We start from the raw sequence: 24,935 nt of genomic DNA, 5'->3' as shown, positions 1-24,935 counted from the left end.
GGCTCACTCCCCGCTGGGAACCTCGCTGACCGGCAGCACGTCGGTCAGCTCCGGCGTGGCCGGCGCGTTGGGATCCACCCGGCGCCCGACGCTGTAGCCGTTGGCCTGCAGCCAGGCGTCGAAGTCGTCGGCGGTCATCCGCTTGCCATCCTGGGTCATGTTGAAGCGGTACGGAGTGTTGTCGAACTCGGTCTGCTTGACGTAGCCGGTCGGGTCGATCACCGCGACTCCCGGCGCCAGCGCCGCACAGCCCTCCACGCTCAGCCGCAGCAGGACCTGATCCAGCGACTGGGCCTCGCCGTAGCCGCGCGAGAGCACGCCGCCGTGGCCACCCAGCCGGTAGTCGGGCGCCACCAGCTCGGATGCAACCGGAGCCAGCATGGTCGGCGAGGTCGCCACCGCGGCAGGCGCCGAAGCGCGCGAGCAATCGGTGGCTGCGTGGGAGGCGAGAGGCGCTGCGGCCAGCAGCAGGGCGATGACGGTGGCCTTGTACATGTCAGGGAGTCCCGGGGAGGCGGCGAAAGCAGTGTATTCGCCTCAACTGTCCGCCGCAAACCCTTGTTTCAAAAAGGCCCGTTCAGAAAGCAGGAAGCCCGGCACTGGGCCGGGCTTCCTGGTGTTGCATGAGCGTTGGTCCAATCAGTTCTGGACGTTCAGCTCGGTACGGCGGTTGCGGGCGCGACCTTCCGGATTGTCGGTGCCATCCGGGTTGGTGTTCGGCGCGATCGGACGGCTCTCGCCGTAGCCGGTCGGGCCCTGCAGGCGGCTCGCATCAATGCCGTTGCTGGTCAGGTAGTCGTACACAGCCTGGGCGCGACGCTCGGACAGGCCCTGGTTGTACTGCTCGGTACCGACCGAGTCGGTGTGACCGGCAACCTCGACACCCAGATCCGGGTAGCGACGCAGGATTTCGACAGCCTCGTTCAGGATCTGCACCGCATCCGGGCGCAGGGTCGAACGGTCGAAGTCGAAGTTCACGCCGGTCAGATCAATGGTGATCGGAGCAGGCGGCGGCGGCTCGGCCGGGGCCGGCGGCGGCGGCGGCGGCGGCGGCGGGGCAACCGGGGCGGTCGGCTCCGGACCCAGCGGGATGATCAGGCCAACCTGGGCCACGTAATCGATGAAACTGCTCTCTTCCTGGTTGTGCGGGTAGCCGCCCCAATCCAGCGCGCCGTTGGCAGCGTAGCTGTCATCGTCGAAGTCGCCGCGGGCGAAGACTTCGGCACGAACCGCAACGCGGTTGGTGAAGGTGCCCTGCACGCCACCACCGAACTTGGCGGAGAAGTTGCCGTCTTCACGCTCGCCCGGCGAAACCGGGTTCGGGAACGCGTCGAACTCTTCCTCGCTGCGCTGGTAACCAACGCCGAACAGCATGTACGGGTTCCAGTTGCGGCCTTCATTGATGAAGTGGCGGCGGAAGTCGAACGAAACGCCGTACTGGCTCCAGTTCAGGTCGCGGTTGGCACCGGCGATGGTGCTGTCGAAGCTCGGGTTCTGGTAGTTGAGCTCGGCATCAACCGACCACACCGGGCTGATGAACTTGCCCAGACCCAGCGAAACCTGGGGGGCGTCGTCAGTGCGACGGTCACCGTCCTGGAAGTTGTAGCCCGCGCCCGCGGTCAGGTACCAGCGGTCGTCGAACTCCTGCGCATTGGCCGCCGAGGCCAGGCCCAGGCCGCCGGCAAGCGCGGCACAGAGGAGTTTCATTTTCATCCGTAATGCTCCTTGATCAAGGGGGATAAAGCGTGTGTTTCGTTTTGTATGACTGTTACCAAGGTCTTGCTTTTCAGGCCGCGCAGGCCCAAACCTTCGAGGCACAGGCTAGGGACACCCGCGTGAAGACGGCGTTAACAGTAACATAACGCTTGCGGGGACACACCACTGCGCCCCCTCTGTTCAGCTGCGGTAGAGGTCAAGGTATTCCTGCACGGGCATCCGGTCCAGTGCTTCCGGATCGCCGGCCAGCGCAACCAGCCTCCCGGCCTGGCCCGCCGGCAGGTGGGCTTCCAGGGCATCCCGGTACTTCGCCAGCAGCAGCGGAATGCCTTCCCCACGCCTTCGCCGATGCCCGACCGGATAATCCACCGACACCTTCTCCGTCGCCGAGCCATCCCTGAAAAACACCTGCACCGCGTTGCCGATATAGCGCCTGTCGGGGTCGAAATAGTCGCGGGTAAACTGCGGATCCTCGCTGACCCGCATCCGCCCGCGCAGGGCGTCGATGCGCGGATCGGCGGCCACCTCGTCGCCGTAATCCCGGGCGCCGAGGCGGCCGAAGATCAGCGGTACTGCCACCATGTACTGCAGGCAGTGGTCGCGGTCGGCGTAATTGTCCAGCGGCCCGGTCTTGTCGATGATCCGGATCGCCGCCTCCTGGGTGTGGATCTCGACCCGCTCGATGTCGTCCAGCCGGTCGCGCACCTGGTCATGCAGCCGCATCGCGCACTCCACCGCGGTCTGGGCGTGGAATTCGGCCGGCCAGCTGATCTTGAACAGGATGTTCTCCATCACGTAGCTGCCGAAGGGCCGCTCGAACTCGAACTCCTTGCCCCCGAACGCCACGTCCCGGAAGCCCCAGGTCTGCGCACTGACCGCGCTCGGATAGCCCGCCGCCTTCCTGTGCACCGCGTTCAGCGCGTGGGTCACCGCCCGGCGGCAGGCGTCGCCGGCGGCCCAGCTCTTGCGCGGGCCGGTGTTGGGCGCGTGGCGGTAGGTCCTGAGCACGCCGTTGTCGATCCAGGAGTGCGAGACCGCGGCGATCACCTCGTCCCGGCTGCCGCCCAGCATCGCGGTCGCCACCGCGGTGGAGGCCAGCCGCACCAGGATCACGTGATCCAGGCCGGCCCGGTTGAAGGCGTTGCGCAGCGCGTAGACGCCCTGGATCTCGTGGGCCTTGATCGCCCAGCCGAGCACGTCGCGCATGCTGATGGCCCTGCCCTCCCGGCGCGCCAGCCAGTCGGCCACGGCGAGGATCGTGCCGAGGTTGTCGGACGGATGCCCCCACTCGGCGGCCAGCCAGGTGTCGTTGAAGTCCAGCCAGCGCACCAGGGTGCCGATGTTGAAGGCGGCCTGGGCCGGATCCAGCTCGAACCGGGTGCCGGGCACCCGCGCCCCGCCCGGGATCTCGCCGCCCGGAACCAGCGGGCCCAGGTGGCGGGTGCAGTCCTCGAATTTCATCGCCAGCATGGCGCAGGCCATCGAGTCGGCCAGCATGTAGCGGGCCGTGTCCCAGGCCTCGTTCGATTCGATCCGGGCGTCGAGCACGTAATCGGCGATGTCCACCATCGACCGGTCGGGATCGGGGCGTGCTGCGGAACGGGCGTCCTGGGCAGGCATCGGCGGGCTCCGGCTGCGGATTCACGGCCATGCTGCCAGCGGTTGCGTTACCGCGCAGTCCACGCCGAGCCACGGTGCTGGTGACCGGCTGGTGATCGGCTGGTGGCTGGGCGGCACCGTGGGCTGGGGCAGGCTGGCCTTTGCCTTGCGTGGTCGGGCGGCTTGCCGGACGCGGTGATTCCCGGCACCCTGCGGCTTTCCATACGCCAGCGTATCCGGATATGCCGCAGCCCTACGGCCAGCCCGCCACCCCGTCGCCCTACCCACACCTGTTCACGCCGCTGGACCTGGGCTTCACCAGCCTGCGCAACCGGGTGCTGATGGGGTCGATGCATACCGGCCTGGAAGATCGCCGAAGCGACTTCCCCAAGCTCGCCGCCTATTTCGCCGAGCGCGCCGCAGGCGGGGTCGGGCTGATCGTCACCGGCGGCTTCTCGCCCAACGTGGAGGGCTGGCTGAAGCCGTTCGCCAGCCGGCTGGGCTGGCCGTGGGAGGTGGGCAAGCACCGCCAGGTCACCGACGCGGTGCACGCGCACGGCGCGAAGATCTGCCTGCAGCTGCTGCACGCCGGCCGCTACGCCTTCCACCCGCTGTCGGTGGCGCCCTCGCGGATCAAGTCGCCGATCACTCCGTTCACGCCGCGGGCGCTGTCCGCGCGCGGGGTGGAGCGCACCATCGACGCCTATGCAAAGGCCGCGTGCCTGGCCCGCGAGGCCGGCTACGACGGCGTCGAGATCATGGGCTCGGAGGGCTACCTGATCAACGAGTTCGCCAGCGCGCGCACCAACCGGCGCGATGACCGCTGGGGCGGCCCGCTGGAGCACCGGATGCGCTTTGCCACCGAGATCGTGGAGCGCGTGCGCAAGGCCTGCGGCGACGACTTCATCCTCATCTACCGGCAGTCGATGGCCGAGCTGGTGCCGGAGGGTTCGGACTGGGACGAGATCGTGACCCAGGCGAAGGCGGTCGAGGCCGCCGGCGCGACCATCCTCAATACCGGCATCGGCTGGCACGAGTCGCGGGTGCCGACCATCGCCACCTCGGTGCCGCGCGCCGCCTTCGCCGGGGCCACGGCGAAGATGCGCGAACACGTGAAGCTGCCGCTGGTGGCCAGCAACCGCATCAACATGCCCGACGTGGCCGAGACGGTGCTTGCTTCCGGCGGCGCCGACCTGGTGTCGATGGCGCGGCCGATGCTGGCCGACCCCGAATGGGCCAACAAGGCCCGCGCCGGCCGCGCCCACGCCATCAACACCTGCATCGCCTGCAACCAGGCCTGCCTGGATCACATCTTCAAGAACCGCCGGGCCACCTGCCTGGTCAACCCGCGCGCGTGCTTCGAGACCGAGCTGGTGTACCGGCCGGCTGCCGCCGCCCGGCGCATCGCCGTGGTCGGCGCCGGGCCGGCGGGACTGGCCTGCGCCACGGTGGCGGCCGAACGCGGACACAGGGTGACCCTGTTCGAAGCGGCGGATGTGATCGGCGGACAGTTCAACCTCGCCAAACGCATCCCCGGCAAGGAGGAATTTGCCGAGACCCTGCGCTGGTTCGGCCACCGGCTGCAGGAGACCGGGGTGGAGGTGCGGCTTTCCACCCGCGCCGGCGTGGAAGCGCTGGCGGGCTTTGACGAAGTGGTGCTGGCGACCGGGATCGAGCCGCGGCAGGTCGCCTTCCCCGGCAGCGACCACCCGCGCGTGGTCGGCTACCGGGACGTGGTGTCGGGCCGGGTGGTGCCGGGCGCGCGGGTGGCGATCATCGGCGCCGGCGGGATCGGCTTCGACGTGGCCGAACTCCTCGTCCACTCCGGCCCGTCGCCCAGCCTGGATCCGGCGCTGTGGATGCGCGAATGGGGCGTGGATGCCGGGTTCGACGGCCCCGGCGCGCTCACGACGCCGCAGCCGGAACCGCCGGCACGCCAGGTCTGGCTGCTGCAGCGCACCCCGGGCCGGCTGGGCACCCGGCTGGGCAAGACCACCGGCTGGATCCACCGCGCCGCCATCCGGGCCAAGGGCGTCACCACGCTGGGCGGGGTGGAATACCTGGGCGTGGACGACGCCGGCCTGCGGATCCGTGTCGAAGGCGAGGAGCGGCTGCTGGACGTGGATCACGTGGTGGTCTGCGCCGGGCAGGAGCCGCGGCGGACGCTGCTGGAACCGCTGCGGGCCGCAGGCGTTGAACCCCGGCTCATCGGCGGCGCGGACGTGGCCGCCGAGCTCGATGCCAAGCGCGCCATCGACCAGGGCTCGCGGCTGGCGGCGGGTTTCTGAGGCCTGCCCGCGGGCGCGCGCGGCCGGATCCGGGCCGCCGGCGCCCATGCTGCGCCGCAGCAATCGGGGCCGTGCCGCGGCCAAAGTCAAGCCTTCGCATTCAGGTTGAGTTCGGATTCGCGCCATTAAGGTGCGCGCAGCCCGGGCTGGCACTGCCGCCGCGGGCCGATCCGAGCCCACGCCCATCTGCGCGGCGCCGGATGCGGGGCACCAAGGCGCCAAAGAGTCGCAGCCCTTCTTGTCGCGAACCGTTCGCGAGCGTCCGGCCTGGCCGGGTGCGCCCATTCGCCATGCCGGTCCAGGTCGCTGATGCCGTGATCCCCAAGGGGACAGGCAGCCGAGGCCGCGGAGCAACGAAGCAAGGAGTTACAACGATGACACTGGGCTGGATCCTCTGGTTCGCCTCGCTCATGCCGCAGCCCGCGGCCGATTCGGTGTGCCTGGGCACCACCGTGTACCTGGAGGCGCGCAACCAGTCGCTGCGCGGCCAGCAGGCCGTGGCCGAGGTGGCCCTGCGCCGCCAGGAAAGCGGCCTGTGGGGCGAGACGATGTGTGAAGTGGTCACCGCGCGCAAGCAGTTCGCGCCGGGCATCGTTTCCCACCAGATGCGCCTGCGCAACCAGGCCGCGCTGGCCCACTCGATGACGGTGGCGATCGAATCCGAGCGCAACTGGGCGCTGCCGGTGGACATGCGCCGCGAAGTGGTGCCCGGCGCGAGCCACTTCATGGCCCACGCCATCGCCGCCCCCAGCTGGCGCAACGCCTACCAGGTGGCGGTGATCGACGACCACACCTTCCTGCGGGTGCAGAACCTCAAGCCGCGCCGGAGCTGATCCACCGCGGCGTGACCCGGCCTCAGGCCGGGACGCGCACCGCGCCTTCCATCAGCACCCGGGCGCTGCGGCTCATCACCGCCTTGGTCACCGACCAGCGGCCGTCCTGCTCGCGCACTTCCGCGCCCACGCGCAGCGTTCCCGAGGGATGGCCGAAGCGCACCGCCTCGCGCTTGCCGCCGCCCGCCGCCAGGTTCACCAGCGTTCCCGGCACCGCCGCCGCGGTGGCGATCGCCACCGCACAGGTGCCCATCATCGCGTGGTGCAGCTTGCCCATCGACATCGCCCGCACGTTGAGGTCGATATCCCCGGCTTCGATGCGCTTGCCGCTGCTGGCCGCGTAGCCTGCCGGCGGCGCGACGAACGCCACCTTGGGCGTGTGCTGGCGGGTGGCCGCCTCCTCCGGCGACTTGATCAGGCCCATGCGCAGCGCGCCGGCCACGCGGATCGCCTCCAGCTTCGCCAGCGCGGCCGGATCTTCGTTGATCGCCGGCTGCAGCTCGGTGCCCGCGTAGCCGATGTCGGCGGCGTTGACGAACACCGTCGGAATGCCGGCGGTGATCATGCTCGCCTGCAGCGTGCCCACGCCCGGCACCTCCAGCGCATCGACCACGCTGCCGGTGGGGAACATCGCCCCGCCCTCGCCGTCATCGGACGGATCCATGAACTCCAGCACGATCTCCGCCGCCGGGAAGGTCACCCCGTCCAGCTCGAAGTCGCCCGTCTCCTGCACCTGCCCGTCCACCACCGGCACGTGGCAGACGATGGTCTTGCCGATGTTGGCCTGCCACACCCGCACCGCGAACGTACCGTTGTCCGGCAGCCGGTCGGCGTCGATGAAACCGTTGGCGATCGCGAACGGCCCCACCGCGGTGCTGAGGTTGCCGCAGTTGCCCGACCAGTCCACGAACGCGGTGTCGATCGACACCTGGCCGTAGAGATAGTCGACGTCGTGATCCGGCCGCGTGGACTTCGAAATGATCACGCACTTGCTGGTCGAGGACGTCGCCCCGCCCATGCCGTCGGTGTGCTTGCCATACGGGTCGGGCGAGCCGATCACCCGCATCAGCAGCGCATCGCGCGCCGGGCCGGGCGCCTGCGCGGCTTCCGGCAGGTCTTCCAGGCGGAAGAACACGCCCTTGGAGGTGCCGCCGCGCAGGTAGGTGGCGGGGATCCGCAGCTGCGGGGCATGGGAAGGTTTGCGAACGGTCATGGTGCAGTCCTGCGAAAATATGCCTGTCCGGCGTCCGGCAGGCCATGTGGGAAAAGTTCAGAACAGGCTGGGCTGCGACGCCCTGGCAGCGGGAGGACCCAGCGTCCAGCGGCCGAGCGTGGTGTAGCCATAGGGCTGCCCGCCACCAACCACCAGTTCGAACGCGTCCACCCGCCACTCCACCGGAGTCATTGGCTGGGTTCCGGGCAGCTCGCCATTGAAGCCGTAGCTCAGGGTGACGTGCGGTGAATGCCCGTCACCCTTCGGCAGGCCATGCGCCGCGACGGCTTCATTGATTGCATCCACCAGAGTCACCAGCTCGGAACAGGCGCTCCGCTGGCGCGCCTCCACGTTGAAGTTTCCACGCGGGTTCCTGCCCTTCCGCAACTGGTCGAGATCGATGCTGAAACCGGGCACCCGTACGTCCCCACCGGCAGCCAGCAGCCGCTCCCTGAGTTCCGGCCGGTCGGCGTAGCGATCCGAGACGGACTGATGCCAGAGCGCAGGCGGGAACAGCTTCGTACCCAGCGCCGCCTTGACCCCGGCGGCCCGGATCGCAGCGTCAAGCTCGGCGGTCACGGACGGCGCCAGCCTGAGGATGAACAGCAGCCGGGGGCCATGCTTCGGCTACCACGCGTCGTTGATCGCAAGGTGGGCTTCGGATCCGCCTGGCAGCCGCTCGAACATCAGGCGGCGCTGGAGGCCAGAAAATCCTGCGCAAACCGCTGCAGCACGCCGCCGGCGCTGTAGACCTGCACGTCCTCGTCCGAATCCAGGCGGCAGGTGACCGGCACCTCCACGCGCTCGCCGTTCCTGCGGTTGATCACCAGGGTCAGGGTGGCGCCGGGGGCGGGCTCGCCTTCAACGTCGAAGGTCTCGCTGCCGTCGATGCCCAGGGTTTTGCGGGTGGTGCCTTCCTGGAACTGCAGCGGCAGCACGCCCATGCCGACCAGGTTGGTGCGGTGGATGCGCTCGAAGCCCTCGGCGGCGATCGCCTCCACCCCGGCCAGGCGCACGCCCTTGGCGGCCCAGTCGCGGCTGGAGCCCTGGCCGTAGTCGGCGCCGGCGATGATGATCAGCGGCTGCCGGCGTTCCATATAGGTCTCGATCGCCTCCCACATACGGGTGACCTCGCCCTCCGGCTCGATCCGCGCCAGCGAACCCTGGCGAACTTCGCCGTTTTCATCGCGCACCATCTCGTTGAGCAGCTTGGGATTGGCGAAGGTCGCCCGCTGCGCGGTGAGGTGGTCCCCGCGGTGGGTGGCGTAGGAGTTGAAGTCCTCCTCCGGCACGCCCATTGAGGCCAGGTACTCGCCCGCCGCGCTGGTCGCCAGGATCGCATTGGACGGCGACAGGTGGTCGGTGGTGATGTTGTCGCCCAGCACCGCCAGCGGGCGCATGCCCTTCATCGTGCGCGGGGCCGCCAGCGCGCCCTCCCAGTACGGCGGGCGGCGGATGTAGGTGCTCTGCGGGCGCCAGTCGTACAGCGGATCCACCTTCAGGCCGATGGCATCGCGCGGGCTGAACATCGGCTCGTACACCTGGCGGAAGTGCTCGGGCTTCACGTGTGCGGCCACCATGGCGTCGATTTCCTCGTCGCTCGGCCACAGATCCTTGAGGGTGACGGCGTTGCCGCCCGCGTCCACGCCCAGCACGTCCTTCTCGATATCGAAGCGCACGGTGCCGGCGATCGCATAGGCCACCACCAGCGGCGGCGAGGCCAGGAAGGCCTGCTTGGCGTAGGGATGGATGCGGCCGTCGAAGTTGCGGTTGCCGCTGAGCACGGCCACCGCGTACAGGTCGCGGTCGACCACTTCCTGCTGGATCTCCGGATCCAGCGCGCCGCTCATGCCGTTGCAGGTGGTGCAGGCGAAGCCGACGATGCCGAAGCCGAGGTTCTCCAGCTCGTCCATCAGCCCGGCGTCCTGCAGGTACAGCTCCACCGCCTTGGAGCCCGGCGCCAGCGAGGACTTCACCCACGGCTTGCGCAGCAGCCCGCGTGCGTTGGCGTTGCGCGCCAGCAGGCCGGCGGCGATCACGTTGCGCGGGTTGGAGGTGTTGGTGCAGGAGGTGATGGCGGCGATGATCACCGCGCCGTCCGGGAGCTTGCCGTCGGCTTCCTGGGCACGCGCGGCTTCCAGGTCGCCGGCGATGCCGCGCTCTTCCAGCGCCGAGGTCGGCAGCCGGCGATGCGGATTGGACGGGCCGGCCATGTTGCGCACCACGCTGGAGAGATCAAAGCGCAGGGTGCGCTCGTACTCGGCCGTGTCCAGCTGCGGGGCCCACAGGCCGGCGGTCTTCGCGTAGGTCTCCACCAGCTCCACCTGTTCTTCCTCGCGCCCGGTCAGGCGCAGGTAGTCCAGGGTGTTGTCGTCGATGAAGAACATCGCCGCGGTGGCGCCGTACTCGGGCGCCATGTTGGAGATGGTGGCGCGGTCGCCCACCGTCAACGCTGCGGCGCCCTCGCCGCGGAACTCCAGGTAGGCGCCGACCACGCGCTCGGCGCGCAGGAACTCGGTCAGCGCCAGCACGATGTCGGTGGCGGTGATGCCCGGCTGCGGCTCGCCGCTCAGCTCGACGGCGACGATGTCCGGCAGGCGCATCCACGAGGCGCGGCCGAGCATCACGCTCTCGGCTTCCAGGCCGCCCACGCCGATGGCGATCACGCCCAGCGCGTCCACGTGCGGGGTGTGGCTGTCGGTGCCCACGCAGGTGTCGGGGAAGGCCACGCCGTCGTCGACGTAGACCACCGGCGACATCTTCTCCAGATTGATCTGGTGCATGATCCCGTTGCCCGGCGGGATCACGTCCACGTTCTCGAAGGCCTCGGCCGTCCAGTCGATGAAGTGGAAGCGGTCGGCGTTGCGGCGCTGCTCGATCTCGCGGTTGCGGTTGAACGCCGCCGGGTCCGAACCGTCGTGCTCCACCGCCAGCGAGTGGTCGACGATCAGCTGCACCGGCACCACCGGGTTGACCTGCGCGGGATCCCCGCCGGCCTCGGCGATCGCGTCGCGCAGGCCGGCCAGATCCACCAGCGCGGTCTGGCCGAGGATGTCGTGGCAGACCACCCGCGCCGGGAACCACGGGAAGTCCAAGTCGCGTCGGCGCTCGATCAGCTGGCCCAGGAACGCATCGCGCTGCGCCGGATCGGCGCGGCGCACGATGTTCTCCGCGTACACCCGGGAGGTGTATGGGAGCGTGGCCCAGGCGCCGGGCTTGATGGCTTCAACCGCCTCACTGGCGTCGTACCAGTCGAGGCTGGTTCCGGGGAGGGGCTTGCGGTAGGCGTTGTTCATTTCAATTCGCTGGCTGGTCGCTGGCTGCTGGCGGTGGTCGGTCTTTCCGTCACTCCCGCATGATCAGACATGCGTCTGTTGAAAGCCGCGGGAGCGACGGTGGAACCGGTAACGACGGCGCGGATCAGCCGCGCTCGTCGATCGGCACGAACTTGCGGTCTTCCGGCCCGATGTAGTTCGCGCTGGGGCGGATGATCTTGCCGTCGATGCGCTGCTCGACCACGTGCGCGCTCCAGCCGGCGGTGCGGGCGATCACGAACAGCGGGGTGAACATCGCCGTGGGCACGCCCATCATGTGGTAGCTGACCGCGCTGAACCAGTCCAGGTTGGGGAACATCTTCTTGATGTCCCACATGGTCGATTCCAGGCGCTCGGCGATATCGTACATCTTCATGCTGCCCTGCTCTTCGGACAGCTCGCGCGCCACCGCCTTGATCACCTCGTTGCGCGGATCGCTCACCGTGTACACCGGGTGGCCGAAACCGATGACCACTTCCTTGCGCCCCACCCGCTCGCGGATGTCGGCCTCGGCCTCGTCCGGGTTGTCGTAGCGCTTCTGCACCTCGAAGGCGACCTCGTTGGCGCCGCCGTGCTTGGGTCCGCGCAGCGCGCCGATGCCGCCGGCAATGCACGAATACATGTCGCTGCCGGTACCGGCGATCACCCGGCTGGTGAAGGTGCTGGCGTTGAACTCGTGCTCGGCGTAGAGGATCAGCGAGGTGTGCATCGCCTTGACCCACGATTCGGGCGCCGGCTCGCCGTGCAGCAGGTGCAGGAAGTGGCCGCCGATCGAATCGTCATCGGTCTCCACGTCGATGGCGCGGCCGTTGTGGCTCCAGTGGTACCAGTACAGCAGCATCGAGCCGAGCGAGGCCATCAGCTTGTCGGCGATGTCGCGCGCGCCCGGATGGTTGTGGTCGTCCTTCTCCGGCGCCACGCAGCCCAGGATCGACACGCCGGTGCGCATCACGTCCATCGGGTGCGCCGACGGCGGCAGTTCCTCCAGCGCGGCCTTGACCGCGGCCGGGATGCCGCGCAGCGACTTGAGCTTGGCCTTGTACGCGCGCAGTTCAGCCTTGTTCGGCAGCGTGCCGTGCACCAGCAGGTGGGCGATCTCCTCGAACTCGCTGGTGCGGGCCAGGTCGAGGATGTCGTAGCCGCGGTAGTGCAGGTCGTTGCCGCTGCGGCCCACCGAGCACAGCGCGGTGTTGCCGGCGGCGGTGCCGGACAGGGCGACGGACTTCTTGGGCTTGAAGGCGGGGGCCTGGGTGGTCTCGGTCATGTCGGGTCTCCGGTCAATGCGGTGTGGCCACGGGTCGGGACGACCGGTGGCAGGGAATCACTTCTTCGAGAACAGCGCGTCCAGACGCTGCTCGAACGCGTGGTAGCCGATGCGCTCGTACAGCTCCTCGCGGGTCTGCATGTCGTCCACCACGGCCTTCTGGTGGCCGTCGCGGCGCACCGCGGTGTACACGGCCTCGGCGGCCCTGTTGGCGGCGCGGAACGCGGACAGGGGGAACAGCTGGATCGCCACCCCGGCAGAGGCCAGTTCGTCGCGCGAGAACAGCGGGGTCTTGCCGAACTCGGTGATGTTGGCCAGTACCGGCACCTTCACCGCGTCGACGAACCGGCGGTAGGTGTCCAGGTCGTAGGCGGCCTCGGCGAAGATGCCGTCGGCGCCGGCCTCCACGCAGGCGATCGCGCGCTCGATGGCCGCGTCCACGCCTTCGACCTGGATCGCGTCGGTGCGGGCGATCAGGAAGAAGTCGGGATCGGTCTTGGCGTCGGCGGCGGCCTTGATGCGGTCCACCATCTCGCCCTGCGACACGATCTCCTTGCCCGGCCGGTGGCCGCAGCGCTTGGCGCCCACCTGATCCTCGATGTGGCAGGCGGCTGCGCCGGCCTTGATCAGCGAGCGCACGGTGCGCTCGATGTTGAACGCGCTGGCGCCAAAGCCGGTATCGATGTCCACCATCAGCGGCAGTTCGCACACGTCGGTGATGCGGCGGGTGTCGATGAGCACGTCTTCCAGCGTGTTGATGCCCAGGTCGGGCATGCCCAGCGAGCCGGCGGCCACGCCGCCGCCGGACAGGTAAATGGCGCGGAAGCCGGCGCGTTCGGCCAGCAGGGCGTGGTTGGCGTTGATCGCGCCGATCACCTGCAGCGGGGATTCTTCGGCGAGGGCGGCGCGGAAGCGCGCGCCGGGGGAGGCATGGCTCATCGTTTGCTCCTGCGGATGCGGGCCGCGGTACCCGGGGAATGATCTCCGCGGCGGATGACAGGCTCGCATCAAACAACCTGTTGATCAATCTTGACCAATTGAATCAATATATCGCCATGGACGACGATTTCATCCCCGCTCCCGAGGCCTGCGAACTGCTCGGCATCAGCCCGGCCACCCTCTACGCCTACGTCAGCCGCGGGCTGGTGCAGTCGCGCCCCGGCGCCGATCACCGCAGCCGCGTGTACCGCCGCAGCGACGTGGACAAACTGCTGCAGCGCAAGCGCGCCGGCCGCGGCGCCGCGCGCGGCGCGGCCCAGAGCCTGGATCGCGGGCTGCCGGTGATGGAAACCCGGATCTCGCTGATCCGCACCGACGGCCCCTACTACCGCGGCCACTCCGCGGTGGCGCTGGCCCGCGGCGGAGCCACGCTGGAAGACACCGCGCGGCTGCTGTGGGACTGCGGCGGGGAGGATCCGTTCGCGCGTCCGCTGGATCCGCAGTGGCCCGACACCGTGCGCGCCGTGGCCGGCGACGCCCGCCTGCCGCCGCTGGAGCGGGCGATGGCGGCGATCCCGCTGCTGGCGCTGGAAGTGCGCCACTCGTTCAGCTCCTCGGCCACGGTGCGCCGCGAAATCGCCGCCGCCCTGCTGCGCCAGAACGCCGCGCTGGTGGCCGGCGTGGCCCCGGCCAACGCACCGGTGCACCTGCTGCTGGCCCGGCACTGGAAGCCGCGTGACCCGCGCTTTGCCGAAATGGTGCGGGCCGCGCTGGTGCTGTGCGCCGACCACGAGCTCAACGTGTCCGCGTTTGCCGCGCGCGTGGTCGCCTCCACCGGCGCGCACCTGCACGCCACCGTCTGCACCGGGCTGGCGGCGCTGTCCGGGCCGCGCCACGGCGGCGCCACCGCGCGCGCCCACGCCCTGGTCGGCGAGGCGCTCGCCGCGCCCTCCCCCGGCGCCCACGTGGCGGCGCGCTGGGCGCGCGGCGACGACCTGCCCGGCTTCGGCCATGCGCTGTATCCCGAAGGCGACCCGCGTGCCACCACCCTGCTGGACATGCTGCGCGAGGCGCGCGGCCGCAGTCCGGCAATGCGCGGGCTGGAGCAGGTCATCGCCGCCGCCGAGGAGGCCAGCGGCCAGCGCCCCAACATCGACCTGCTGCTGGCGGCGCTGTGCCACGCCCACGGGCTGCCGGCCGCACCGGCGCTGGTGATGTTCGCCGCCGGGCGCCTGGCCGGGTGGCTGGCGCACGCGCTGGAGCAGCAGGCGTCGGGCATGCTGATCCGTCCCCGCGCGCGCTATGTCGGCGATCAACCGGCCGCCAGCGGCAACGCCGAAGACCAGGGCGGCGCGGCGATCGATTGACATGGCGTGGTGCGGCCGCGAGGCTCCATCATCCCCGTTCAACCGGACTGCACGATGCGCCCTACCCGCCTGCTGACCATCGGCCTGCTTGCGCTGTTCGCGCCGACGCTTGCCGCCTGTGCCACGACGCCCGCAGAGGCATCCGGCACTGATGCGCAATCCGCCACCGCGACGACATCGGCGATGCCGTCGCCTTCCGCATGGCTGGACGAGCTGGATCGCAGCTATCCCGATGCCATCCGCGTTGCAGGCCTTGAGCAGCGCACCTTTGCGCCGGAGCACTGGTGGCAGGTGGCGACCCCGCTGCTGTCGGCAGAAGCGGGCTTCCGGATTGAACAGATCGGCGCAAGCGCCGAGGGCCGTCCGCTGCGCCACGTGCAGTGGGGCAACGGCGACACCCGGGTGCTGCTGTGGTCGCAGATGCACGGCGACGAAAGCACCGCGACGATGGCGCTGGCGGATCTGTTCCACTTCCTCGGCGCCCATCCGGATCATCCGCTGGTGGCCCGGCTGCGCGAAGACACCACGCTGCACTTCTTCCCGCTGGTCAATCCCGACGGCGCGGCACGCTTCCAGCGCCGCAACGCCCAGGGCATCGACATCAACCGCGACGCGCGCGCGCTGGCCACGCCGGAAGGCCGGGCGCTGAAGGCGCTGCGCGATCGGATCGAGCCGGAGTTCGGCTTCAACCTGCACGACCAGCGCCCGGGCTACCGCGCCGGCGATAGCGACCGCGGCGTGGCCATCGCCCTGCTGGCGCCGCCGTTCGAACGGACGCGCGGGATCAACCCGGTACGCCAGCGCGCGATGGAAGTGGCTGCGGTGATGCGAACGGCGCTGGAGCCGCGCATCGCCGGCCACATGGCGCGCTGGGACGACACCTTCAACCCGCGCGCCTTCGGCGACATGATGACCGCCTGGGGTACCAGCACCGTGCTGGTCGAATCCGGCGGGATCGAGGGCGATCCGGAGAAGCAGGCGGTACGGCGGCTGAACTTCCTGGGGCTGGCGGCGGCGCTGGATGCGATCGCCAGCGGCAGCTATGCCGGCACGCCGACCGCGCTCTACACCGACCTGCCGGAGAACGGCCGGGTGTGGCCGGATCTGCTGGTCACCGGCGCCACCCTCGCGATCCCGGGCGTGGAGCCGGCGCGTGCGGACGTGCTGGTGAACTTCGAGCATGCGCTGGCCGAGCGCGGCGGCCGGATCAACGAGGTCGGCGACCTGGGCGATGTCCGCGCGCGCCGGGTGATCGACGCCGGTGGCCTGTTCCTCGTGCCGCTCCCCGACGCCGCCACCGGCGCGCCGGCCGCAATCAGCAGCCGCTCACCGGCCCGCTTCGCACTCAGCCGCGACCCGGAAGGCCGCGACGTCGTCTGGACGCTGGACGAGGACGTCGACCCTTCCAGTCCCCACCCCTGAGCCCGCCTCAGCCGCCTTCCCGCCCCTCGGCAATCGCCCGCCGCGCATCCTCGAGCGCGCCCGGGTCGTCCAGCGTGGACAGGTCTCCCGGGTCGCGGTTCTCCGCCAGCGCCTGCAGCGAGCGCCGCAGCAGCTTGCCCGAGCGGGTCTTGGGCAGCGCGCTGACCACGTAGACCTTCGCCGGCCGCGCCACCGCGCCAAGCTGCTTGGTCACCGCCTGCAGCATCTGCTCGGCGATCTCGGCGTTGGCGTGGCCATCGCCCTGCTGCCTGAAGGTGGTGAACACCACCGGCACCTGGCCCTTGACCTCGTCGTGCACGCCGATCACCGCGGCCTCGGCCACCGCCGGGTGGCTGGACACCGCCTCCTCGATCTCGCGCGTGCCCAGGCGGTGCCCGGCCACGTTGATCACGTCGTCGGTGCGGCCGAGGATGTACGCATAACCGTCCTCATCACGGATCGCCCAGTCCAGCGAGCTGTACAGCAGCTCGTTGAAATGGCTGAAGTAGCTGGCGATGAAGCGCTCGTCGTTGCGCCACACCGTGCTCATGCAGCCCGGCGGCAGCGGCGGCTGGATCACCAGCACGCCCTTCTCGCCGGCCGGCGCGTCCTCGCCGGTGACCTCGTTGATCACCCGCAGTTTGTAGCCCAGGTTCGGCAGGCCCGGCGAGCCGAGCTTGACCGGCTTCATGTCCAGCCCCGGCATCAGGGTCAGCACCGGCCAGCCGGTCTCGGTCTGCCAGTAGTTGTCGATCACCGGCTTGCCGAGCACGTCGGAGATCCAGCGCGCGGTCGGCTCGTCCAGCGGCTCGCCGGCCAGGAACAGGTGCTCCAGCTTCGACAGGTCGCGGTCGGTGATGTACGAGGTGTCGAACTTCTTCAGCACCCGCAGCGCGGTGGGCGCGGAGAACATCGTGCGCACGCCGTACTGCTCGCACAGCTGCCACCAGACCCCCGGATCCGGCCGCACCGGCAGCCCCTCGTAGATGATCGAGGTGGCGCCGGCGATCAGCGGCCCGTAGACGTTGTAGGAATGCCCCACCACCCAGCCGATGTCGGAGGTGGAGAACATCACCTGCCCGGGCCGGATGTCGTAGACCGCCCACATCGACAGCGCCAGCGCCACCGCGTAGCCGCCCACGTCGCGCTGCACGCCCTTGGGCGTGCCGGTGGTGCCGGAGGTATAGAGGATGTAGCTGGGCTCGTTGGACTCCAGCCACTGCACCGGCACCTGCGCGCCTTCGTGGTCGCGCCGCAGCTGCGCGTAGTCCAGGTCGCGACCGTCCTGCATCGGCACCTCGCCGACCAGCCCGCGGCTGACCACCAGCACGTGCGCGGGCGGGTGCTGCGCCTGGCCCAGGGCTTCGTCCACCAGCGGCTTGAAGGGAATGACCTTGCCGCCGCGGCTGCCGGCGTCGGCGCACACCAGCACCTTCGGCCCGGCGTCGTCGATGCGCAGCGCCAGGTTCTTCGACGCGAAGCCGCCGAACACCACCGAGTGGATCGCGCCGATCCGCGCGCAGGCCAGCATCGCGATCACCGCGTCCACCGTGTGCGGCATGTAGATCACCACCCGGTCGCCCTTGCCCACACCCAGCGAGCCGAGCACCGCGGCGAACACGTTCACCTCGCGGTGCAGCTCGCGGTAGCTCAGCTCGCGGACGCTGCCGGTCTCGGTGGAATAACCGACCAGCGCGAGCTGGTCGCCGCGCTCTTCAAGATGCCGGTCGACCGCGTTGTAGCAGAGGTTGGTCTCGCCGCCGACGAACCACTTGCGGAACGGCGGATTGGAGTAGTCGAGGATCTTCTCCGGCACCTTGTGCCAGTGGATGGCTTCGGCCTGCTCGGCCCAGAAGGCCTCCGGCTCCTCGACCGAACGGCGATAAGTCTCTTCGTATCCCATGGCCACCTCCGTGGTATCCGCCAAGGCTAGACCCACGCGCGCGCCGGCGCGCTTCGACGTTGGTCTTAGCGTCCGGGAAACGCGAAAAGGCCCGGAAATCCGGGCCTTTTCGACACGTTGACCGATCCGGTCAACCTGATTGGCTCACGCGTTCAGCCCAGCAGGTGCGCCACGCCGGCGCGCTCTTCCTCCAGCTCGGCCAGGGTCTTGTCGATGTACTGCTGGCTGAAGTCGTCGATCGGCAGATCCTTGACCAGGGTGTATTCGCCGTTTTCGGTGGTCACCGGGAAGCCGAAGATCACGCCCTCGGGGATGCCGTAGCTGCCGTCGGACGGCACGCCCATGGTCACCCACTTGCCGTTGGAGCCGAGCACCCAGTCACGCACGTGGTCGATGGCGGCGTTGGCGGCCGATGCGGCCGAGGACAGGCCGCGGGCCTCGATGATGGCCGCGCCGCGCTTGCCCACGGTGGGGATGAAGGTGTCCGCGTTCCACGCCTGGTCGTTGATCGCCTCGCCGATCGAGGCGCCGTCGGCGGTGGCGAAGCGGTAGTCCGGGTACATGGTCGGGCTGTGGTTGCCCCAGACGATCAGCTTCTCGATCCCGCCCACCGGCTTGCCAAGCTTGCTGGACAGCTGGCTCAGCGCGCGGTTGTGGTCCAGACGCAGCATCGCGGTGAAGTTCTGCGGCTTCAGGTCCGGCGCGGACTTCATGGCGATGTAGGCGTTGGTGTTGGCCGGGTTGCCGACCACCAGCACCTTGACGTCGCGGCTGGCGACCTTGTTCAGGGCCGCGCCCTGGGCGGTGAAGATCTTGGCGTTCTCCAGCAGCAGATCCTTGCGCTCCATGCCCGGGCCGCGCGGACGCGCGCCGACCAGCAGGGCGATGTCGGCGTCCTTGAACGCCACTTCCGGATCATCGGTGCCGACCATGCCGGCCAGCAGCGGGAACGCGCAGTCCTCCAGCTCCATCATCACGCCCTTCAGCGCGGCCTGGGCCTTGTCCAGCGGCAGCTCCAGCATCTGCAGGATCACGGGCTGATCCTTGCCCAGCATCTCGCCGGAGGCGATGCGGAACAGCAGGGCGTAGCCGATCTGGCCGGCGGCGCCGGTGACTGCGACTCGGACGGGCGTTTTCATGACGGGATCCTCTTGCTTGCGTGGGGTATGGGGCCGGCTCAGTCCAGCTCGGCGAAGAATGCGCGGATGCGCTCCAGCCCCGGCGCCAGCTGCGGCGTCGGGCAGGTGTAGCTGATCCGCATGCTGCGCGGCTCGCCGAAGGCGGAACCGGGCACGCAGGCCACGCCCCGGGATTCCAGCAGCGCGGTGCACAGGTCGATGTCGTTTTCGATCACCCGGCCCTGGTGCGACTTGCCAAAGGCCACGCTGATGTCGGGGAACACGTAGAACGCGCCCTGCGGCCGCGGACAGGTGACGCCGGGGATCGTGGCCAGCGCCTCGAGCACCTGGTCGCGCTTGGCCTGGAATTCGGCGCGCTTGGCCTCGGGCACGTCCTGCGGGCCGGACAGCGCCGCGATCGCGGCGGCGGTGGCCACTTCGGGCAGGCTGGTGATGTGGTTGGAATTGAGCGTGCTGACCGCCTGGGCCACCACTTCCGGGCCGGCCATCAGGCCCACGCGCCAGCCGGGCATGCCCCAGGTCTTGGACAACGAGTCGATGAACACCAGCCGCTCGCGCAGCTCCGGGCGTGCCTGGACGAAGTTGTGGTAGCCCACGCCGTCGAACACCATCCGGTTGTAGATGTCGTCGGTGATGATCCAGGTGTCCGGATGCCGGGCCAGCACGTCGGCCAGCGCGGCGATCTCGTCCTTCGTGTACACCATGCCCGTCGGGTTGGACGGGTTGTTGAACAGGAACACCTTCGGCCTGTCCGCCAGCGCGGCGTCCAGCTGGGCGGGGGTGAGCTTGTAGTCCTGCTCCGGCGGGCACGGCAGCAGCCGCACTTCGGCGCCGACGATCGCGGCGATGTCCGGGTAGCTCGTCCAGTAGGGCGTGGCGAAGGCGATCGCGTCACCCTCGTCCAGCAGCGCCTCGGCCAGGTTGAAGATCAGCTGCTTGGCGCCCACGCCGGTGGCGCAGTTGGCGCGCGTGTAGCCGGGCAGGCCGATGGATTCCAGGTGTCCCAGGAACGCATCGAGCAGCGCGTCGGAGCCGCGGTTGGTGCCGTACTGGCCGGAGTCGGCATCCACTGCCGCGTGCGCGGCGGCGTACACGTGCTCGCCCGGCAGGAAGTTGGGCACGCCGATCGAGAAGTTGATGATGTCCCGCCCTTCGGCCTTCAGGCGCGCGGCCTTGCGGGCAACCTGCATGATGGCGCTGGGCCGGGCGCGGCCGATCCGCCGGGCAAGCTGGGGCATCTGGACACCTTCCTGTCGACGTGGGAACCGCGGCAGTGTCGCGCCTGCCGCAGCCCCCGATTTTAACACGGGCCAGGCGGGTGCCCGGCCTGCGTGGCTCCGCTCAGGCCGCGAGGATTTTGTTCCACTCGGCCACGCGGTCGGCCCTGGCGGCCAGCGCGGCGTCGGCGTCGCCTTCGATCTTCACCGACTTGATGGCGTCGCCCTGCTTCACCGCATCCACCACCTCCAGGCCCTCGACCACCTTGCCGAACACGGTGTGCTTGCCGTCCAGCCAGTCGGTCTTGATGTGGGTGATGAAGAACTGGCTGCCGTTGGTGTTGGGGCCGGCGTTGGCCATCGACAGCACGCCGCGCTCGTGCGGCACGCCGTTGTTGGCCTCGTCCTCGAACTTGTAGCCCGGGCCACCGGTACCGGTGCCCTGCGGGCAGCCGCCCTGGATCATGAAGTCGGCGATCACGCGGTGGAAGTTGAGGCCGTCGTAAAAGCCGCGCTTGGCCAGGTTGACGAAGCTTGCGACGGTCAGCGGGGCCTTGTCGGCCAGCAGCTCGACCTTGATCTGGCCGCGGTCGGTGTCGAACAGGGCGTGCAGGGACATGCGTGAATCCTCGGATCTGGGTGTGCGGGAGGAGATGCGGCCCGGCGGGCCGCGTTTCAACTGAACGGGCGCAATTTTTTGCCCCGGCCGCCGCCATGCGGCAGCGCAGCAAGGTATAATAGTCGGCTTCCTCCACTGACTGCGCCGCGCCTGCCTGCCGAAGGCCCAAGGGTGCGGCTTTCCCGATGCCAGAATCCAATTCCGTCGAGCGCCTGCGCAACATCGCCATCGTCGCCCACGTCGACCACGGCAAGACCACCCTTGTCGACCAGCTGCTGCGCCAGTCGGGCACCTTCGACGAACGCGCCATCGTGCCCGACCGGGTCATGGACAGCGGCGACATCGAGAAAGAGCGCGGGATCACCATCCTGGCCAAGAACACCGCGATCCGCTGGACGCATCCGGAAACCGGCGAGGTCTGGCGCATCAACATCGTCGACACCCCGGGCCACGCCGACTTCGGCGGCGAGGTCGAGCGCGTGCTCTCGATGGTGGACTCGGTGCTGGTGCTGGTGGACGCGATGGACGGGCCCATGCCGCAGACCCGCTTCGTCACCCAGAAGGCGTTCGCGATGGGCTTCAAGCCGATCGTGGTGGTCAACAAGGTCGACCGCCCCGGCGCGCGCCCCAGCTGGGTGCTTGACCAGACCTTCGACCTGTTCGACCGCCTGGGCGCCAACGACGACCAGCTCGACTTCCACACCATCTACGCGTCCGGCCTGCAGGGTTACGCCGGCCTGGACGAGAGCGTGCGCGACGGCGACATGACCCCGCTGTTCGAGGCCATCACCACCCACGTGCCGCCGCCGCCGGTGGATCCGGACGGCCCGTTCCAGATGCGCGTGACCTCGCTGGACTACAACAGCTACGTGGGCGTGATCGGCGTGGGCCGGATCCAGCGCGGTACCCTGAAGACCAACCAGCAGGTGACCGTGATCGCCGCCGACGGCAGCCGCCGCAACGCCAAGGTGCTGCAGGTGCTGGGCTTCCTGGGCCTGGAGCGGGTGGAAGTTGGGCAGGCGCGGGCCGGCGACATCATCGCCTTCTCCGGCATCGACAACCTGGGCATCTCCGACACCCTGTGCGATCCGGCCGCGGTCGAGCAGCTGCCGGTGCTGGCGGTGGACGAGCCGACGATCTCGATGACCTTCCAGGTCAACGATTCGCCGTTCGCGGGCGTCAAGGACCGCTCCGGCGGCAAGTTCCTGACCTCGCGCCAGCTGCGCGACCGCCTGATCCGCGAGACCCGCCACAACGTCGCCCTGCGGGTGGAGGACACCGCCGAGGCCGACCGCTTCAAGGTCTCCGGCCGCGGCGAGCTGCACCTGTCGATCCTGATCGAAACCATGCGCCGCGAGGGCTATGAGCTGGCGGTGTCGCGCCCGGAAGTGATCGTGCGCGAGACCGACGGCGTGGTGGAGGAGCCCTACGAGTCGCTGGTGGTCGACATCGAAGAGGAGCACCAGGGTTCGGTGATGGGCCGGCTGGGCGAGCGCAAGGCGATCCTGCAGTCGATGGAGCCGGACGGCAAGGGCCGTTCGCGGCTGGAATTCATCATCCCCGCGCGCGGGCTGATCGGCTTCCAGACCGAGTTCAAGACCCTGACCTCGGGCTCGGGCATGCTGTTCCACGTGTTCGACCACTACGGCCCGAAGGCCGACGGCGACATCGGCCAGCGCATCAACGGCGTGCTGATCTCCAACGGCACCGGCCCCTCCCCCGCCTACGCGCAGATCGCGATGCAGGAGCGCGGGCGGCTGTTCATCGAGCCGGGCGAGGAAATCTACGAGGGCCAGATCGTCGGCATCCACTCCAAGGACAACGACCTCACCGTCAACGCGCTGCGCGGCAAGCAGCTGACCAACTTCCGCGCCTCGGGCAAGGACGACGACGACGGCCTGGTACCGCCGGTGCGCTTCTCGCTGGAGCAGGCGCTGGAGTTCATCGACGACGACGAGCTGGTCGAAGTCACCCCGAAGCAGATCCGCCTGCGCAAGAAGCTGCGCACCGAGGTCGACCGCAAGCGGGCCAGCCGCTCGGCGTAAGCCGCAGGCTGTCTCCGGACTGGCGGCGGCATCGCCACCGTCCTGCGGCTCAGGCCTCGACCGGCCGCCTGAGCTGCGCGTGCTTGCGCACGATCGCCAGCGCGATCTCCAGCGACTGCTCGTAGTTGAGGCGCGGATCGACCGGCGAGCGGTACGCCCGGCACAGGTCGGTATCAGTCAGCTCGCGGGCGCCGCCGGTGCATTCGGTCACGTCCTCGCCGGTCAGCTCCAGGTGCACGCCGCCCAGGCGGGTGCCGGCGGCGGCGTGGATGTCGAAGGCCTGCTCGATCTCGCTGCGGATGTTGTGGAAGCGGCGAGTCTTGTAGCCGTTGCTGGTGGACTCGGTGTTGCCGTGCATCGGGTCGCACACCCACAGCACCCGGCGGCCGTCGCGCTTGACCGCTTCCAGCAGCGGCGGCAGCCGCTCGGCGACCTGCGTGGCGCCCATGCGGTGGATCAGGCTCAGCCTGCCCGGCTCGTCGTCGGGGTTGAGCAGGTCGATCAGGCTGCGCAGCTGGTCGGGCGTCACCGACGGGCCAACCTTGACCGCGATCGGGTTGCGGATGCCGCGGAAGTATTCGGCATGGGCGCCGTCGATCGCAGCGGTGCGCATGCCGATCCACGGGTAGTGCGTGCTGAGGTTGAACCACCCCCACTGCCGCGGCACCTGGCGCGTCTGCGCCTCCTCGTAGGGCAGCAGCAGCGCCTCGTGCGAGGTGTAGAAGTCCACCCGCTTGAGGTCGTGGATCTGGGCGCCGACCAGGGTCTCCATGAAGCGCACCGAGTCGCCCAGCCCGGACACCATGCGCTGGTATTCGTCGGCCAGCGGCGAGTCCCCCACCCACTCCAGGCCCCAGTACTCGGGATGGTGCAGGTCGGCGAAGCCGCCGTCGATCAGCGAGCGGATGAAATTCATGGTCATCGCCGAGCGCGCGTGCGCCTTGACCATGCGCCGCGGATCGGGCCGGCGCGCCTGGGCGGTGAACTCGGGGCCGTTGACGATGTCGCCGCGATAGCTGGGCAGCACCACGCCGTCGCGCGATTCGGTGTCGGCCGAGCGCGGCTTGGCGTACTGGCCAGCGAAGCGCCCTACCCGCACCACCGGCAGGCGCAGGCCGTGCACCAGCACGAGGCTCATCTGCAGCAGCACCTTGAGCCGGTTGGAGATCACCTCTGAGCTGCAGTCGGCGAAGTTCTCCGCGCAATCGCCGCCCTGCAGCAGGAACCGCCGGCCCTCCTGGGCCTCGGCCAGCTGCTGCTTGAGGTTGAGGATCTCCCACGAGGTGACCAGCGGCGGCAGCGCCTGCAGCTCACGCTGCACCCCGGCCAGCTCGCCGGCATCCGGATACACCGGCATCTGCAGCGCCGGGCGCGCGCGCCAGCTGTCGGGCCGCCAGTCGGCAGGCAGGTTCACGGCGCGCAGGTTGCGTTCGGTATTGGACATCGGAAGTTCCCGGGACTCGCCCGCATCATGCCAGATTGCTGCAGCGCATCAAAGTTTGCGGCGGTCGCCGCGAAAGCCCGCGTACAGCGCCCACGCCGCCAGCAGCACGAACCAGACCAGGCTCCAGGCCGGCATCGACAGGCCCAGGAAGCTCCAGTCGACCAGGGCGCAGTCGCCGCGGGCGTTCATCGCCTGGTTGTAGAGCTGGCGCAGCAGGCCGGGCGTATCCATGGTTTCGCGCATGAACGACAGCGGCATGCCGCAGGTGGCGGTTTCGCTCGGGAACAGCTGCAGCCAGACGTGGCGCCCGGCGATGCCGATGCCCACGCACGCCGCCGCAAACGCCGCCAGGCTCCAGACGCCGCGCCCCGTGCGCCCGGACGGTGCGAACAGCGCGCCGAGCACGAACATCAGCCCCAGCGCGCCGAAGGCCACGCGCTGGAAGATGCACAGCGGGCACGCCTCCAGCCCGAGCACGCCGCCCACCGTGATCGCGGCCACGACCAGGCCGAGCGAGACCGTGGCCCCGAGCAGGAACTGTTCGCGGAAAGACCATTTGAACGGATTCATTGCGCTACCGGTTGGGCGTGACCGACGGATTATCCAATGCAAT

General features: G+C 69.5%; 19 protein-coding genes. 5 read left to right on the top strand and 14 right to left on the bottom strand.

Annotation, left to right across the window (positions count from 1 at the left end; genetic code table 11):
* Nucleotides 1-3: 3 nt before the first annotated feature.
* From ACOZ90_RS12330 to ACOZ90_RS12320, 3 genes are all read right to left on the bottom strand, one after another.
* Nucleotides 4-495: a hypothetical protein gene (locus tag ACOZ90_RS12330; RefSeq protein ID WP_422893949.1), complete on the bottom strand. Its 492-nt coding sequence runs from the start codon at nucleotides 493-495 to the stop codon at nucleotides 4-6.
* Nucleotides 496-639: 144 nt separating this feature from the next.
* The gene (locus ACOZ90_RS12325) at nucleotides 640-1,713 is read right to left on the bottom strand and encodes an OmpA family protein (protein ID WP_422893948.1); all 1,074 of its coding nucleotides are present in this window, start codon (nucleotides 1,711-1,713) and stop codon (nucleotides 640-642) included.
* Between the two features lie 183 nt (nucleotides 1,714-1,896).
* A complete protein-coding gene (locus tag ACOZ90_RS12320) occupies nucleotides 1,897-3,336 on the bottom strand; it encodes a bifunctional 2-methylcitrate dehydratase/aconitate hydratase (protein WP_422893947.1) in 1,440 nt (479 codons plus the stop codon).
* Nucleotides 3,337-3,557: 221 nt separating this feature from the next.
* Here ACOZ90_RS12320 and ACOZ90_RS12315 point away from each other — a divergent pair, with 221 nt between their 5' ends.
* Nucleotides 3,558-5,603 (top strand): oxidoreductase, encoded by a 2,046-nt coding sequence (locus tag ACOZ90_RS12315; protein WP_422893946.1) that lies wholly within the window; start codon nucleotides 3,558-3,560, stop codon nucleotides 5,601-5,603.
* Nucleotides 5,604-5,977: 374 nt separating this feature from the next.
* Nucleotides 5,978-6,436, top strand: a complete 459-nt coding sequence (locus tag ACOZ90_RS12310) for a cell wall hydrolase (RefSeq protein WP_422893945.1) — start codon at nucleotides 5,978-5,980, stop codon at nucleotides 6,434-6,436.
* Between the two features lie 22 nt (nucleotides 6,437-6,458).
* Here ACOZ90_RS12310 and prpF read toward each other — a convergent pair whose 3' ends face one another.
* From prpF to prpB, 5 genes are all read right to left on the bottom strand, one after another.
* Nucleotides 6,459-7,649, bottom strand: a complete 1,191-nt coding sequence (gene prpF, locus ACOZ90_RS12305) for a 2-methylaconitate cis-trans isomerase PrpF (protein WP_422893944.1) — start codon at nucleotides 7,647-7,649, stop codon at nucleotides 6,459-6,461.
* A gap of 57 nt (nucleotides 7,650-7,706) precedes the next feature.
* The gene (locus tag ACOZ90_RS12300) at nucleotides 7,707-8,228 is read right to left on the bottom strand and encodes a 2'-5' RNA ligase family protein (protein ID WP_422893943.1); all 522 of its coding nucleotides are present in this window, start codon (nucleotides 8,226-8,228) and stop codon (nucleotides 7,707-7,709) included.
* Between the two features lie 107 nt (nucleotides 8,229-8,335).
* The gene (acnD, locus tag ACOZ90_RS12295; RefSeq protein ID WP_422893942.1) at nucleotides 8,336-10,945 is read right to left on the bottom strand and encodes a Fe/S-dependent 2-methylisocitrate dehydratase AcnD; all 2,610 of its coding nucleotides are present in this window, start codon (nucleotides 10,943-10,945) and stop codon (nucleotides 8,336-8,338) included.
* A gap of 124 nt (nucleotides 10,946-11,069) precedes the next feature.
* Nucleotides 11,070-12,227: a bifunctional 2-methylcitrate synthase/citrate synthase gene (prpC, locus tag ACOZ90_RS12290; RefSeq protein WP_422893941.1), complete on the bottom strand. Its 1,158-nt coding sequence runs from the start codon at nucleotides 12,225-12,227 to the stop codon at nucleotides 11,070-11,072.
* A gap of 57 nt (nucleotides 12,228-12,284) precedes the next feature.
* A complete protein-coding gene (gene prpB, locus ACOZ90_RS12285) occupies nucleotides 12,285-13,166 on the bottom strand; it encodes a methylisocitrate lyase (RefSeq protein WP_422893940.1) in 882 nt (293 codons plus the stop codon).
* 116 nt (nucleotides 13,167-13,282) lie between these two features.
* Between prpB and ACOZ90_RS12280 the strand changes: the two genes are divergently transcribed.
* Complete coding sequence (locus ACOZ90_RS12280; protein ID WP_422893939.1) at nucleotides 13,283-14,533, top strand: citrate/2-methylcitrate synthase; 1,251 nt, start codon at nucleotides 13,283-13,285, stop codon at nucleotides 14,531-14,533.
* A 54-nt stretch (nucleotides 14,534-14,587) separates the two neighbouring features.
* Nucleotides 14,588-15,955 (top strand): M14 family zinc carboxypeptidase, encoded by a 1,368-nt coding sequence (locus ACOZ90_RS12275; RefSeq protein WP_422893938.1) that lies wholly within the window; start codon nucleotides 14,588-14,590, stop codon nucleotides 15,953-15,955.
* A gap of 7 nt (nucleotides 15,956-15,962) precedes the next feature.
* On the opposite strand, the gene prpE is transcribed toward ACOZ90_RS12275, so the two are convergent.
* From prpE to ACOZ90_RS12255, 4 genes are all read right to left on the bottom strand, one after another.
* Nucleotides 15,963-17,858, bottom strand: coding sequence for a propionate--CoA ligase (prpE, locus tag ACOZ90_RS12270; RefSeq protein WP_422893937.1), 1,896 nt, complete (start codon nucleotides 17,856-17,858; stop codon nucleotides 15,963-15,965).
* 152 nt (nucleotides 17,859-18,010) lie between these two features.
* Nucleotides 18,011-18,997, bottom strand: coding sequence for a malate dehydrogenase (locus ACOZ90_RS12265; protein ID WP_422893936.1), 987 nt, complete (start codon nucleotides 18,995-18,997; stop codon nucleotides 18,011-18,013).
* A 38-nt stretch (nucleotides 18,998-19,035) separates the two neighbouring features.
* Nucleotides 19,036-20,235 carry an aminotransferase class I/II-fold pyridoxal phosphate-dependent enzyme gene (locus tag ACOZ90_RS12260; RefSeq protein WP_422893935.1) on the bottom strand — a complete coding sequence of 400 codons (1,200 nt, stop codon included), beginning with the start codon at nucleotides 20,233-20,235 and terminating at the stop codon, nucleotides 19,036-19,038.
* 103 nt (nucleotides 20,236-20,338) lie between these two features.
* The gene (locus ACOZ90_RS12255) at nucleotides 20,339-20,833 is read right to left on the bottom strand and encodes a peptidylprolyl isomerase (protein ID WP_422893934.1); all 495 of its coding nucleotides are present in this window, start codon (nucleotides 20,831-20,833) and stop codon (nucleotides 20,339-20,341) included.
* 185 nt (nucleotides 20,834-21,018) lie between these two features.
* Here ACOZ90_RS12255 and typA point away from each other — a divergent pair, with 185 nt between their 5' ends.
* Complete coding sequence (gene typA / locus ACOZ90_RS12250; RefSeq protein WP_422893933.1) at nucleotides 21,019-22,878, top strand: translational GTPase TypA; 1,860 nt, start codon at nucleotides 21,019-21,021, stop codon at nucleotides 22,876-22,878.
* A 49-nt stretch (nucleotides 22,879-22,927) separates the two neighbouring features.
* Here the strand turns inward: typA and ACOZ90_RS12245 are convergent, their stop codons facing one another.
* On the bottom strand, nucleotides 22,928-24,322 hold the full coding sequence (locus tag ACOZ90_RS12245; protein WP_422893932.1) for a class II 3-deoxy-7-phosphoheptulonate synthase: 1,395 nt from the start codon (nucleotides 24,320-24,322) through the stop codon (nucleotides 22,928-22,930).
* Between the two features lie 48 nt (nucleotides 24,323-24,370).
* On the bottom strand, nucleotides 24,371-24,892 hold the full coding sequence (locus tag ACOZ90_RS12240) for a disulfide bond formation protein B (RefSeq protein ID WP_422893931.1): 522 nt from the start codon (nucleotides 24,890-24,892) through the stop codon (nucleotides 24,371-24,373).
* Nucleotides 24,893-24,935: the final 43 nt, after the last annotated feature.

This window comes from Luteimonas dalianensis, from assembly GCF_049339425.1.
Lineage (GTDB): Bacteria > Pseudomonadota > Gammaproteobacteria > Xanthomonadales > Xanthomonadaceae > Luteimonas > Luteimonas dalianensis.
This window is presented reverse-complemented; position numbering and strand designations above follow the sequence as displayed.